Source organism: Streptomyces sp. NPDC006314 (assembly GCF_040613075.1).
Taxonomy (GTDB): domain Bacteria; phylum Actinomycetota; class Actinomycetes; order Streptomycetales; family Streptomycetaceae; genus Streptomyces.
In genome coordinates this window covers 60,454-72,851 of the sequence record NZ_JBEXRL010000015.1, presented here as the reverse complement: position 1 = coordinate 72,851, position 12,398 = coordinate 60,454, and the positions used below count along the sequence as shown (strand labels likewise).

Annotated in this window: 10 protein-coding genes; 4 read left to right on the top strand and 6 right to left on the bottom strand. The window is 67.3% G+C overall.

Translation table 11 applies throughout. The features are described from left to right. Positions 1–4: 4 nt before the first annotated feature. From ABZ079_RS25695 to ABZ079_RS25685, 3 genes are read left to right on the top strand one after another with little or no spacing between them, the layout of a single operon-like run. The gene (locus ABZ079_RS25695) at positions 5–985 is read left to right on the top strand and encodes an ABC transporter permease (protein WP_356941793.1); all 981 of its coding nucleotides are present in this window, start codon (positions 5–7) and stop codon (positions 983–985) included. Between the two features lie 10 nt (positions 986–995). Then, positions 996–2,060 (top strand): ABC transporter ATP-binding protein, encoded by a 1,065-nt coding sequence (locus ABZ079_RS25690; protein WP_356941792.1) that lies wholly within the window; start codon positions 996–998, stop codon positions 2,058–2,060. Between the two features lie 22 nt (positions 2,061–2,082). Then, the gene (locus tag ABZ079_RS25685; RefSeq protein WP_356941791.1) at positions 2,083–3,204 is read left to right on the top strand and encodes a dipeptide ABC transporter ATP-binding protein; all 1,122 of its coding nucleotides are present in this window, start codon (positions 2,083–2,085) and stop codon (positions 3,202–3,204) included. 7 nt (positions 3,205–3,211) lie between these two features. On the opposite strand, the gene ABZ079_RS25680 is transcribed toward ABZ079_RS25685, so the two are convergent. The 6 genes from ABZ079_RS25680 to ABZ079_RS25655 form a co-directional block, all read right to left on the bottom strand. Next, a complete protein-coding gene (locus tag ABZ079_RS25680; RefSeq protein WP_356941790.1) occupies positions 3,212–3,952 on the bottom strand; it encodes a methyltransferase domain-containing protein in 741 nt (246 codons plus the stop codon). A 247-nt stretch (positions 3,953–4,199) separates the two neighbouring features. Further along, entirely contained in the window at positions 4,200–5,243 is a 1,044-nt protein-coding gene (locus ABZ079_RS25675) for a dipeptide ABC transporter ATP-binding protein (protein WP_356941789.1), read from the bottom strand. 26 nt (positions 5,244–5,269) lie between these two features. Further along, positions 5,270–6,307: an ABC transporter ATP-binding protein gene (locus ABZ079_RS25670; protein ID WP_356941788.1), complete on the bottom strand. Its 1,038-nt coding sequence runs from the start codon at positions 6,305–6,307 to the stop codon at positions 5,270–5,272. A 47-nt stretch (positions 6,308–6,354) separates the two neighbouring features. Beyond that, positions 6,355–7,335, bottom strand: a complete 981-nt coding sequence (locus tag ABZ079_RS25665; RefSeq protein ID WP_356941787.1) for an ABC transporter permease — start codon at positions 7,333–7,335, stop codon at positions 6,355–6,357. A gap of 93 nt (positions 7,336–7,428) precedes the next feature. Then, on the bottom strand, positions 7,429–9,186 hold the full coding sequence (locus ABZ079_RS25660; RefSeq protein WP_356941786.1) for an ABC transporter substrate-binding protein: 1,758 nt from the start codon (positions 9,184–9,186) through the stop codon (positions 7,429–7,431). Between the two features lie 79 nt (positions 9,187–9,265). After that, positions 9,266–10,255 carry an ABC transporter permease gene (locus tag ABZ079_RS25655; protein ID WP_356941785.1) on the bottom strand — a complete coding sequence of 330 codons (990 nt, stop codon included), beginning with the start codon at positions 10,253–10,255 and terminating at the stop codon, positions 9,266–9,268. 510 nt (positions 10,256–10,765) lie between these two features. Here ABZ079_RS25655 and ABZ079_RS25650 point away from each other — a divergent pair. Then, positions 10,766–12,397: an ABC transporter substrate-binding protein gene (locus ABZ079_RS25650; protein WP_356941784.1), complete on the top strand. Its 1,632-nt coding sequence runs from the start codon at positions 10,766–10,768 to the stop codon at positions 12,395–12,397. The last annotated feature ends 1 nt before the right edge of the window (position 12,398 follow it).

Sequence of the window (12,398 nt, the reverse complement as noted above, 5' to 3'; positions counted from 1 at the left end):
TGTCATGCTGCGCTTCCTCGTCCGCCGGATCATCGGTGCCGCCGTCATTCTGTTCCTGCTGAGCATCGTCGCGTTCTTGCTGTTCTTCGGGGTCCCCCGGGACCCGGCGCTGCTGATGTGCGGCAAGACCTGCAACCCGGACAGCATCGCGAACATCCACCATGTGCTCGGCCTGGACAAATCGATCCCCGAGCAGTACTGGATCTTCCTGCACAACCTCGTCCTGGGCAGCGACCAGTTCGCCCAGGGCCCGTGCCCGGCCCCCTGCTTCGGCTACTCGTACCACACCAACGAGCAGGTCTGGGGCACGCTGCTGGACCGCCTGCCCACCACCGTCTCGCTCACGCTGGGCGCGGCCGTGGTCTTCCTGCTCGTCGGCCTCGGTACCGGCCTGCTCGCCGCCTGGCGGCGCGGCACGATGATCGACAAAACGGCCACCGCGGGGGCCATGGTCCTCAGTTCCCTGCAGATCTACTTCCTCGGTCCGCTGGCCCTGGCCGTCCTCGTCTACCAGACGCACTGGTTCGACAAGCCCTCCTACACCGAGTTCACCCAGGACCCCGTCACCTGGTTCTCGGGACTGATCATCCCCTGGGTGGTCCTCTCCACGATCTTCGCGGCGCAGTACACCCGTATGTCACGGTCCTCGATGATCGAACAGCTGCAGGAGGAACACGTCCGCACCGCTCGCGCCAAGGGCATGTCCCGGCGCTACGTCTTCTTCCGCTACGCCTGGCGCGGTTCGCTGATCCCGATCGTCACCATCTTCGGTATCGACCTCGGATCCCTGCTCGGCGGCGCCATCATCACCGAGACCACCTTCGGCTTGCCGGGGATCGGCCAACTGGCCGTCCAGTCCGTCTTCTTCAGCGACCTGCCGCTGCTGCTCGGCGTGATGCTGTTCGCCGCCACCATGATCCTGCTCTTCAACATCGTCGTCGACGCCGCGTACGCCTTCATCGACCCGCGCGTGCGGCTGTCCTAGGAGCACTGTCGTGACCACTCTGACCAAGGAAGCCGGCGCTCCGGTCCCGCCCGGCACCGGGCCCCTGCTCTCGGTGCGGGACCTGCACGTGAGCTTCAAGACCGAGGACGGCGTCGTACGGGCCGTGGACGGGCTCTCCTTCGACCTGGAGCGCGGCAGGACGCTCGGCATCGTGGGGGAGTCCGGCTCGGGCAAGTCGGTGACGAACCTGACCATCCTCGGCCTGCACAACCCGATGTTCACCACGGTCGAGGGCGAGATCCTGCTGGACGGGCAGGAGCTGACGACGGCCCGCGAGTCGGAGCTGGAGAAGCTGCGCGGCAACAAGGTCGCCATGATCTTCCAGGATCCGCTCACCGCGCTCTCCCCGTACTACACCGTGGGCCGGCAGATCGCCGAGCCGTACATGAAGCACACCGGCGCCTCCAAGAAGGAGGCCTGGGAGCGCGCCGTGGCGATGCTCGGCAAGGTCGGTATCCCGAACCCCAGGGAGCGGGCGAAGGACTACCCGCACCAGTTCTCCGGCGGTATGCGCCAGCGCGCGATGATCGCCATGGCGCTGGTCTGCGACCCCGACCTGCTGATCGCCGACGAGCCGACGACGGCTCTGGACGTGACGGTCCAGGCGCAGATCCTGGACCTGCTCAAGGACCTGCAGCAGGAGTTCGGTTCGGGCATCGTCTTCATCACCCACGACCTGGGGGTGATCGCCGACATGGCCGACGACATCATGGTGATGTACGCGGGCGGCGCGGTGGAGCGGGGCACCACCGACGAGGTGCTGCGCTCGCCCCAGCACCCCTATACCTGGGGCCTGCTGAACTCGATGCCGCGTCTCGACTCCGATCTCGGCGCCCAGCTGTCCCCGATCCCCGGCACCCCGCCCTCGCTTCTGAACCCCCCGTCCGGTTGCCGCTTCCACCCCCGCTGCACCTTCCAGGACCGGGTGCAGGGCACGGGCCGCTGTGTCGCCGAGCGCCCGCTGCTGGGCCCGGACCGGGCGTCGGCCTGCCACCTCACCGCCGACCAGAAGCGGACCATCTTCATCGAGGAGATCAAGCCCCGACTGGGCTAGGTCGTCATAGGAGGACACCGTCATGAAAGAGGACCTGGTCCTCCCGGCCCCGAGCGAGAAGAGCGCCGGCGCGGACGGGGGGCCGCTGCTGGAGGTCTCGGGGCTGACCAAGCACTTCCCGGTGAAGGGCGGCTTCCCGATCCGCCGTACGATCGGCGCGGTGCAGGCAGTGGACGGCATCGACCTGACCGTGCACGCCGGCGAGAGCTTCGGTCTGGTCGGTGAGTCGGGCTGCGGCAAGTCGACCACGGGCCGGCTGATCACGCGGCTGATGGAGCCGACCAGCGGCAAGATCACCTACCGGGGCCGGGACATCAGCCATGCCTCGCGCAGGGAGCTGGCGCCGATCCGCTCCGAGATCCAGATGATCTTCCAGGACCCGTACTCGTCGCTGAACCCGCGGCAGACGGTCGGCAAGATCATCTCCGGTCCGATGGAGATCAACGGCATCAACCCGCAGGGCGGCCGGGAAGGGCGCGTCCGCGAACTCCTCGAGATCGTCGGCCTCAACCCCGAGCACTACAACCGCTTCCCGCACGAGTTCTCCGGCGGCCAGCGCCAGCGCATCGGCGTCGCCCGCGCGCTCGCCCTGGAGCCGAAGCTGATCGTGGCCGACGAGCCGGTCTCGGCCCTGGACGTCTCCATCCAGGCCCAGGTCGTGAACCTGCTCCAGAAGGTGCAGAACGAGCTCGGCATCGCCTTCCTCTTCATCGCCCACGACCTGGCGGTGGTGCGGCACTTCTCGCAGCGCGTCGCCGTCATGTACCTCGGCAAGATCATCGAGGTGGGTGACCGCGACTCCATCTACGCTCGCCCACGCCACCCCTACACCCACGCCCTGCTGTCCGCGGTCCCCGAGGTCAGCCTGGAGACGGGTGGCGCGCCCGCCCGCGAGCGCATCCGCCTGGCCGGCGACGTGCCCTCCCCCATCAACCCACCGTCCGGCTGCCGCTTCCGCACCCGCTGCTGGAAGGCGCAGGACAAGTGTGCGACGGAGGCGCCGCCGCTGATCCAGCTCTCCGGGAACCGGGACGGCCATCTGACGGCCTGCCACTTCCCGGAGGAGCCGACCATCGAGGCCCGGGGCGAGGACATCGTGCTGGACCCGGCGCTGGCGGCGCTGGAGGAGGACGCGACGGAGTAGGGGGTCTTCAGGCCCGCCGGGCCACGGTGATGATCTCCGGGCCGGCGGGGGTGAGCGGCCCCCGCCCCCAGTCCCCGTACTGCTCGACGACGGCCAGGCCGGCCTCCGTGAGGAAACCTTCCAGCGTCTCGGCGTCGAGGAAGCGCAGGACGCTGTGACTGACCCGTGGGGCCGTCCAGCCGTCGCCCTCGAAGTTCTCCGTGAAGCGGACGAGACCCCGGTCCAGGCCGTCGCCCCGCACCTCGTGCCACACCCGCACCGCGGTGCCGTCGGGGCCGGTGACCTCGTACACCCGCTCCGGCGTCCACCGCTCCCATGCACGGGCGCCCGGGTTCCGGGTCTCGAACACGAACCGCCCCGCGTCCCCGAGGGCCGCGCGGACCGCCCGCAGACAGACGCGGATCTCCTCGTCGCGGACGAGCGCCTGGAAGGCGTGCCCGGTCATCACGACGAGGTCGAACTCGCGGTCCCAGTGCCGCACCCGCGCGTCCCCGAGCACCCACTCGACGTCCGGACGGTCCCGCCGCGCCTGTACGAGCATGGCGGCGGCCGGGTCGAGCCCCATCAGCCGGCCCCGGTGCCCCTCGGCCCGGGCCCGTCGCAGCAGCCGCCCGGTGCCGCAGCCGACGTCCAGCACCGAGCGGGCCCCTCTCACCAGACCGAGGTAGAAGTCGTCACCCGGTCCCCAGGGGTTGAGGGTCTCGTACAACGAGGCGAGCGTGAGATCGGCGAACGAGTGATCTACCACCGCGGCAGTCTGTCACACGTTGCTGAACGGTACGTCAGTTTCCGGCTGGTTCATGAGGGATTCTCAACTCTCAACTCCCGCCTGGTTCCGGTGCCCTTGCGCAGAGCGAGCGGAGTGCCCGGACACGGCGAAGGCCCGCGTCCGGGGAGACGCGGGCCTTCTGTCCCCTGGACCGGACGTTCATGGGCTCGGGTCAATGGGCCGAGAAGTCCGTTCCGCAAGGGGGCGGCTGACGGAAAGGGGTGTGTCAGACCGCCGCCTCGGGGTCCTTGGAGAGACGGGGGGCCGGAACGGTGTCCGCCGTCTCAGGGTAGTGGCACGCCGTCAGGTGGCCGGGCTTGTTGCCCTCCACCTGGACCAGCGGCGGCGCCTCCGTCGCGCACTTCTCCGTCGCCTTCCAGCAGCGGGTGCGGAAGCGGCAGCCGGAGGGCGGGTTGATGGGGGAGGGCACATCGCCGGTCAGGCGGATGCGCTCACGCGGCTCCTCGTCCACCGTGGCCTCGGGCACGGCGGACAGCAGGGCCCGCGTGTACGGGTGGCGCGGGTTGCCGTACAGATCCTCGCGGTCGGCGATCTCGACGATCTTACCGAGGTACATGACCGCCACGCGCTGTGAGAAGTGCCGCACGATCGCGAGGTCGTGGGCGATGAACACGAACGCGATGCCGAGTTCCCGCTGCACCTTCTGGAGCAGGTTCACGACCTGGGCCTGGATGGAGACGTCCAGGGCCGAGACCGGCTCGTCGGCCACGATCAGCTTCGGCTCCAGGGCGAGCGCGCGGGCGACGCCGATGCGCTGACGCTGGCCGCCGGAGAACTCGTGCGGGAAGCGGTTGTAGTGCTCGGGGTTGAGGCCGACGATCTCGAGGAGTTCGCGGACGCGGTTCTCGCGGCCCCCGGCCGGGTGGATGCCGTTGATCTCCATCGGACCGGAGATGATCTTGCCGACCGTCTGCCGCGGGTTCAGCGAGGCGTACGGGTCCTGGAAGATCATCTGGATCTCGGAGCGGATCGGCGCCAGCTGCCTGCGGCCCGCGTGCGTGATGTCCTGACCGCGGTAGAGGATCTTGCCGCTGGTCGGCTCCATCAGGCGCGTGATCAGCCGGCCCGTGGTCGACTTGCCGCAGCCCGACTCGCCGACCAGGCCCAGGCTCTCGCCCTCGGACACCTGGAAGTCGAGGCCGTCGACGGCCTGCACCGCGCCGACGGTACGGCGGATCGGGAAACCGCCCTTGATCGGGAAGTGCTTGGTCAGCCCGGAGACGTCCAGGAGGGGGTTCGTGTTGCTCATGATCGTGAAGTCCCGTCTCGTGTCCGTCAGTTGTGCCGGGTTCCGGCGAAGTCGGCGAAGAGTTCCCGCTTCTGCTCCGAGGTCAGGTGGCAGGCGGAGCCGCGGCCGTCGATCACGTCCAGCAGCGGGCGCTCGCTGGAGCACAGCCCGCCCGCGACCTTCTCGGTGAAGAAACACCGCGGGTGGAAGCGGCAGCCGGTCGGCGGGTTGAGCAGCGAGGGCGGCGAACCGGGGATCGGCGTCAGCGGCACGTCCACCGGCCCGGTCAGGCTCGGCATCGAGTTGAGCAGGCCCACGGTGTAGGGGTGCTGCGGGTCGCGCAGCACCTCCTCCTTCGTGCCGCGCTCCACGCACCGGCCGCCGTACATCACCAGCACGTCGTCCGCGATGTCGGCGATGACGCCGAGGTCGTGGGTGATGAAGATGATGGCGGTGCCGAACTCCTGCTGGAGGTCCTTGAGCAGGTCCATGATCTGCGCCTGGACGGTCACGTCGAGGGCCGTCGTCGGCTCGTCCGCGACCAGCAGCTCGGGGTCACAGACCAGCGCCATCGCGATCATCGCGCGCTGGCGCATACCGCCGGAGAACTGGTGCGGGTAGTCGTCGACCCGCATGTCCGGCTGCGGGATGCCGACCCGGCGCAGCATCTCGACGGCGCGCTTGCGTGCCTCGGACCTGGAGCAGCCCGTGTGCTTGCGGTAGGTCTCGCCGATCTGCGTGCCGATGGTGTGGTACGGCGACAGCGAGGCCAGCGCGTCCTGGAAGATCATGGACATCTTGTTGCCCCGCAGCCGCTCCAGCTCCCTTTCGGAAGCCGTGAGCAGCTCCTGGCCGTCGAGGAGGATCTCGCCCTCGATAGCGGTGCGGTCGCGGTCGTGCAGGCCCAGGATCGTCAGGTTCGTGACCGACTTGCCGGAACCCGACTCGCCCACGATGCCGAGCGTCTGGCCCTTGGCCAGATCGAAGCTGAGCCCGTCGACGGCCTTGACGATGCCGTCCTCGGTGGAGAAGTGGACCTTGAGGTCCTTGATGGAGAGGAACGGCTGCTGATCGGTGCTCGTCACGGGGACGCTCCTGGGGGTGATGCGAGAGGTCGGGGGTGGGGCGGAGGTCAGGCGAGCCGGATCCGCGGGTCGATGAGGGCGTAGACGGCGTCGACGACGATGTTGAAGAACACGATGGCGCCGGCGGACAGCATGGTCACGCCGAGCAGCATGGGCAGGTCGCTCTTGTCCACGGAGTCCACCGCGAGCCGGCCCACACCCTGAAGGCTGAAGGTGTACTCGGTGATCATCGCGCCGCCGATGAGGGTGGCGAGGTCGATGCCGAAGATGGTGACGATCGGACCCATCGCGCCGCGCCAGGCGAACCGGAAGAAGACGTTGCGGCCGGACAGGCCCTTGGCCCGGGCCGTGCGGACGTAGTCCTCGCTGAGCGTCTCGACCAGCTGGGAGCGGGTCATACGGGTGTAGTTGGCGGTCCAGATCAGGGCCAGCACCAGCCAGGGCAGGAGCAGACCGGAGGCCCAGGCGCCCGGATTCTCGGTGAGCGGCGTGTACGACGGGTTGTCGAGGACGTCGAGCTTCGCGACGAGGAAGTACATCGCGATGTAACCGATGAAGTAGATCTGCAGCGAGGAGGCGACCAGCGAGGTCGAGCTGGCCACCTTGTCCTGCCACTTGCCCTGCTTGACAGCGGCGATCATGCCGGCGCCGACACCGAAGATCAGGAAGACGACGGCCGAACCGAGGGCCAGCGAGAGCGTGAGCGGCAGCCGGTCCAGGATGGTGCCGAGCACGGGCTCGCGGTTGGCGAAGGAGTAGCCGAGGCACGGCGCGTTGCAGTGCCCGAAACTCCCGTAGTCCCGCCCGACGAAGATGCCCTTGAGCCAGTACCAGTACTGGACGGGGATCGGGTGGTCGATGCCCAGGTTGTGCCGCACCTGCTCCAGCATGGGCTTGGTGCAGTTCTTGCCGCAGGACATCATGGCGGGGTCACGCGGCACGGCGTAGAAGAGCCAGAAGGTGACGGCGCTGATGATCAACAGGATGACCAGCGCGCCGATGACTCGGCGGACAAGGAAGCGGAACATGGGGCGTGACTTTCCGGACGGGGCGCCGTCGCCGGGGTGAGGGGGGCGGAGGGGGCGGTCAGGTCGTGACCGCCCCCGAGGGGTCGAGCGTGCTTACTTCTTCGCGTACAGCTTGCAGAGCGCGATGCAGGTGTTGGCGCTGTCGTAGACCACGTGGCCGACCTTGGAGCCGTACATCCAGTTGCGGATGGGGTGGTAGTCCGGGACACAGGCCGCCAGCTCCATGATCTGGCGGTCGATGTCGCCCCAGGCCTTGTTGGCCTTGTCCGGGTCCCCGATCTTGGAGGCCGCGGCGATCGCCTTGTCGACGCTGGTGTTCTTCAGCTGCGCCCAGTTGGTGCCGCCGTCCACGACCTGGCTGCCCTCCCAGCACGGGAAGAACACCGAGTAACCGGCCGGCCAGTCCGGGCTCCAGCCCGCGGCGAACATGTCGTAGCCGTTGTCGAGCTTGCTGATCTGGCTGTAGAAGGTCGACTTGTCGACCTGCTTGTTGACAACTTCGAAGCCGGCGGCCTCCAGCGCGTTCTTGATCGCGACGGCCTGCTTCACGGAGTTGTCCGACTGCTGGTAGGCGATGACCAGCTTCTGGCCGACCTTGCCGGCCTCCTTCAGCAGGGCCTTGGCCTTGACGGGGTCGCCGCCGCCCTTCTGGAGCTTCCCGTACAGGTCGAACTTGTGGTAACCGGGGGTCACCGGGCTGAAGATCGTGGTGGCGATCTCGCTGGTGGCCGCGCCGCCGCGGATGGTCTGCAGCTGCTGCACCGGCCAGGCGTAGTTGATGGCCTGGCGGACCTTCGGGTCGGTGATCCGCCGGGTGTTGATCGGCCAGTAGTAGGTGGCCGTGTCGACCTCGGTGAGGATGCGCTGCTTGTACTTCGCGTTGGTGAGGACCTGGGCGACGCGCTCGGGAGCGACCTCGTTGAAGATCGACACCGTGTACCGGTCGTTGTCCCTGTCCGCGATGTAGCGGTCGGTGGACGCCAGGCTCTGGAAGCCGAACTGGAAGACGAACTTGTCCGGGTAGGCGTTGCGGATCGAGTCCGTCTTCGGGTCCCAGTGCTCGTTGCGCACGTAGGTCAGCGACTTGCCCGGCTGACGGCTGTCGATCTTGTACGGACCGCTGGAGAACGGACGCTTGTCGTACTTCTCCTTGGTGTCGTGCTTCTTGGACACCAGGGCGTAGCCGCGCATGGCGAGGGTGAAGTTGAAGTCACCGCGCGGCTCGTTGAGGTGGAAGGTGACGGTCTTGCCCGAGATCTCGATGGAGTCGAGGTGCTTGCCGCCGTAGGGGCCCTTGTAGCCCTTGCCGCCCTCCAGCCAGTTCTGGATGTAGCGCGGGCCCTCGGTGATGAAGGAGGCGAAGAGACGCTCGTAGGTGTGGCGGACGTCGTCCATGGTGATCTCGGACCCGTCCTCCCACTTGAGGCCGTCCTTCAGGGTGAAGGACCAGGTCTTGCCGCCGTCCTTCATGGTGCCGGCGTCCGTGGCGAGGTCGCCGACGAGGATGGCGCCGCCCTTGTCGTCGATCTTGTAGCCGGTCAGACCGCGCAGGATCGGGACGGTGATGGCCGCCTCGGTCGAGTTGTAGATCTGCGCCGGGTCCAGGTGGTCCATGTCGAACGAGTCGAGCGACCAGATCGTCCCGCCCTTGACGGCACCGGTGACCTCGGGTGCCGGCCCGGTCGAGTCGGCCTTGGTGCCGACGTCGATCTTGACGGTCTTGCTGCCGCTGACCGTGGGGACCTTGCCCGACGAGCCCTTGCCGTCGCCGTTGCTGCAGGCACTCAGCACAGAGGTCGAGGCCGCCGCCACACCGGTGGCGATCAGGAAGTTTCTACGGGAAAAAGACATGCTGAGCCTGCCTCTTGAATCGATCGGAACAGACGGGACCAGCCGGTCGTCGTCGAACCGGGCCGGGGTGGGACGTGGATTACCGCTTTGACTTCGGGTCGAGCGCGTCGCGCACCGAGTCACCGAGGAGGTTGAAGGCGAGGACGAAGATCACCATGGCCAGGCCCGGGAAGAGCATGAAGGTGATGTCCTCGGTGTAGAACTGCGCGCCGCGCTGGATCATGACGCCCCAGTCCGGGGTCGGGTCGAGCATGCCGACACCGAGGAAGGCCAGACCCGCCTCCGCGGTCACGTACGCGGGGAGCATCAGCGTGGACTGGATCAGGATCGGCGTCCACAGGTTGGGCAGCAGTTCCTTGAACACGATGCGCATGGGTGACGCGCCCGTGACCTTGGCCGCCTCGACGAACTCCCGCTCACGCAGACCGAGTACCTGGCCGCGCAGCAGACGCGCGATGGGCGCCCAGCCGAAGAACGCCAGCACGATGATCAGGGAGACGGCGCGCAGGCCTGTCGGGATGTTCTCGTCGGCGGCGACGAAGAGACCGAAGACGACCGGCAGGAAGGCGATGATGAAGAGGGTGGACGGGAACGACAGCATGGTGTCGATGACCCGGCCGACGAAGTAGTCGACCCTGCCGCCCAGGTAGCCCGCCGTCACACCGACCAGGACGCCGAGGATCATCGTGAGCAGGGTGGCGGCGAAGGCGAGGCCCAGCGAGTTGCGGATGGCGTACAGCAGGAACGTGAAGACGTCCCGGCCCAGCTGCGGCTCGATACCGAACCAGAACTCCGAGCTCATGCCGCCGTTGGGGCCCGCGGGGTAGGAGAACGCGTTGAGCAGGCCCGGGTCCTGGCTCGCGTAGGTGGTGTACGGGTCCTTGCCGTACAGCTTCGCTATCAGTGGTGCCGCGATCGCGATCACGAAGAAGAAGATCACGACATAGGCGGATATGACGCCCGTCTTGTCGCGCTTGAAGCGCTTCCAGGCGAGCCGTCCCGGAGAGCGGCCTTCACTGCCCTTCGGGCCGTCCGAAGCGGTCGACTTCTCGACGGTCTCGTCGGTCACCTCAAGCGGGGCAGCCGCAGATGGAGTTGGGGGGGTCATGGTGCTCCTGGCCCAAGGGAGGGTCTGATGACTCCGCAGGGCGCTCCCCTACGGGCTACGCCGGACTTTTTCAACGTAATTCGTTCAAGGTCAATAAATTCTCGATCGGCTTGGGTTTCTCTTTACGTTCTTTGCCGCGACTTGACCAATCCGTAGCTACGCGGGTAGCGCGCTGTAATCAATCCGTGCTTCACATCGGACTAACTGGACCAATCGGGCAAGGAGTTCGATATGCGGACGGTCGTGTGTCGAAATGCGTACATCGGAACGCCTCATTCCAACGTTTCGGTATCGCTGCGCGGCGATCTGTTGCACTCGCTGCACAAGATCATCGAGGCGTCGGGCGGACGGTGACTGCATTCGGATGACGTGTCCCTCTAAAGGCCCCTCAATCGGGCAGCGGGTATGCGCTATGCGCGGTATGGGTCGATATTGATCGGTAGTGATCAATGCTCATGGAGGAGGCACGCCATGCGTGGAGTCACGCACGCCCGATGGGCCGCCGGTGCGGTGGCGGTGGCGCTCGCGGCCACGGGCTGCGGAGGCGGCGGCTCGAGCAGCGGCGGCGGCAACGGCGGCGCGGTGCTCAGCTCCTCCTGGGGTGACCCGCAGAACCCGCTGGAGCCGGCCAACACCAACGAGGTGCAGGGCGGCAAGGTCCTGGACATGATCTTCCGGGGGCTGAAGAAGTACGACCCGAAGAGCGGCAAGGCCCAGAACTGGCTCGCCCGGTCCATCGACACCGAGGACTCGCGGACCTTCACCATCAAGCTCAAGGACGGCTGGACCTTCTCCAACGGCGAGAAGGTGACCGCCCGGTCCTTCGTGGACGCCTGGAACTACGGGGCGAGCCTGAGGAACAACCAGAAGAACGCCCTCTTCTTCGGCTACATCGACGGGTACGACAAGGTCCACCCCGCCGACGGCAGGCAGAGCGCCGACACACTGTCCGGGCTGAAGGTCGTGGACGACCTCACCTTCACCGTCAGGCTCAACCAGAAGTTCTCCAGCTTCCCCGACACCCTCGGCTACGCGGCCTTCGCGCCGCTGCCCCGCGCGTTCTTCACCGACCACGCGGCCTGGCTGAAGAAGCCGGTCGGCAACGGCCCCTACACCATCGAGTCCTATACGAAGGGCTCGCAGATGTCCCTGAGGAAGTGGGACGGCTACCCTGGCGAGGACAAGGCGCGGAACGGCGGCGTGACCCTGAAGGTCTACACCGACAACAACACCGCCTACACCGACCTGATGGCCGGCAACCTCGACCTCGTCGACGACGTCCCCGCCGCACAGCTGAAGAACGTCAGGAACGACCTCGGCGACCGCTACCTCAACACCCCCGCCGGCATCACCCAGACCCTCGCCTTCCCCTACTACGACAAGGCGTGGAGCAAGCCGGGCGCGGAGAAGGTCCGCACCGGCCTGTCCATGGCGATCAACCGCAAGCAGATCACCGACACGCTCTTCGACAAGACCCGCACCCCGGCCACCGACTGGACCTCGCCCGTGCTCGGCACGGCCGGCGGCTTCAAGGACGGCCTGTGCGGCAAGGCCTGCGACTACGACCCGAGCCAGGCCAAGAAGCTGGTCAAGGAAGGCGGCGGGATCCCCGGCGGCCAGGTCAGGATCACGTACAACGCGGACACGGGCTCGCACAGGGAGTGGGTGGACGCCGTGTGCCACTCCATCAACAACGCCCTCGGCAACGGCAAGGCCTGCGTCGGCAACCCGGTCGGCACCTTCGCGGACTTCCGCAACCAGATCGGACAGCACAAGATGAGCGGCCCGTTCCGGGCGGGCTGGCAGATGGACTACCCGCTCATCCAGAACTTCCTCCAGCCGCTCTACTACACCGACGCCTCCTCCAATGACGGCAAGTGGTCGAACAAGGACTTCGACAAGCTCGTCGACCAGGCCAACGCGGAGACCGACACGGCCAAGGTGGTCTCCACCTTCCAGAAGGCCGAGGAGGTGGTCCGCGACAACATGACGGCCATCCCGCTCTGGTACCAGAACGGCAGCGCGGGATACTCCGAGCGGCTGTCCGACGTGGCGCTCAACCCCTTCAGCGTCCCCGTCTACAACGAGATCAAGGTCAGCTGAG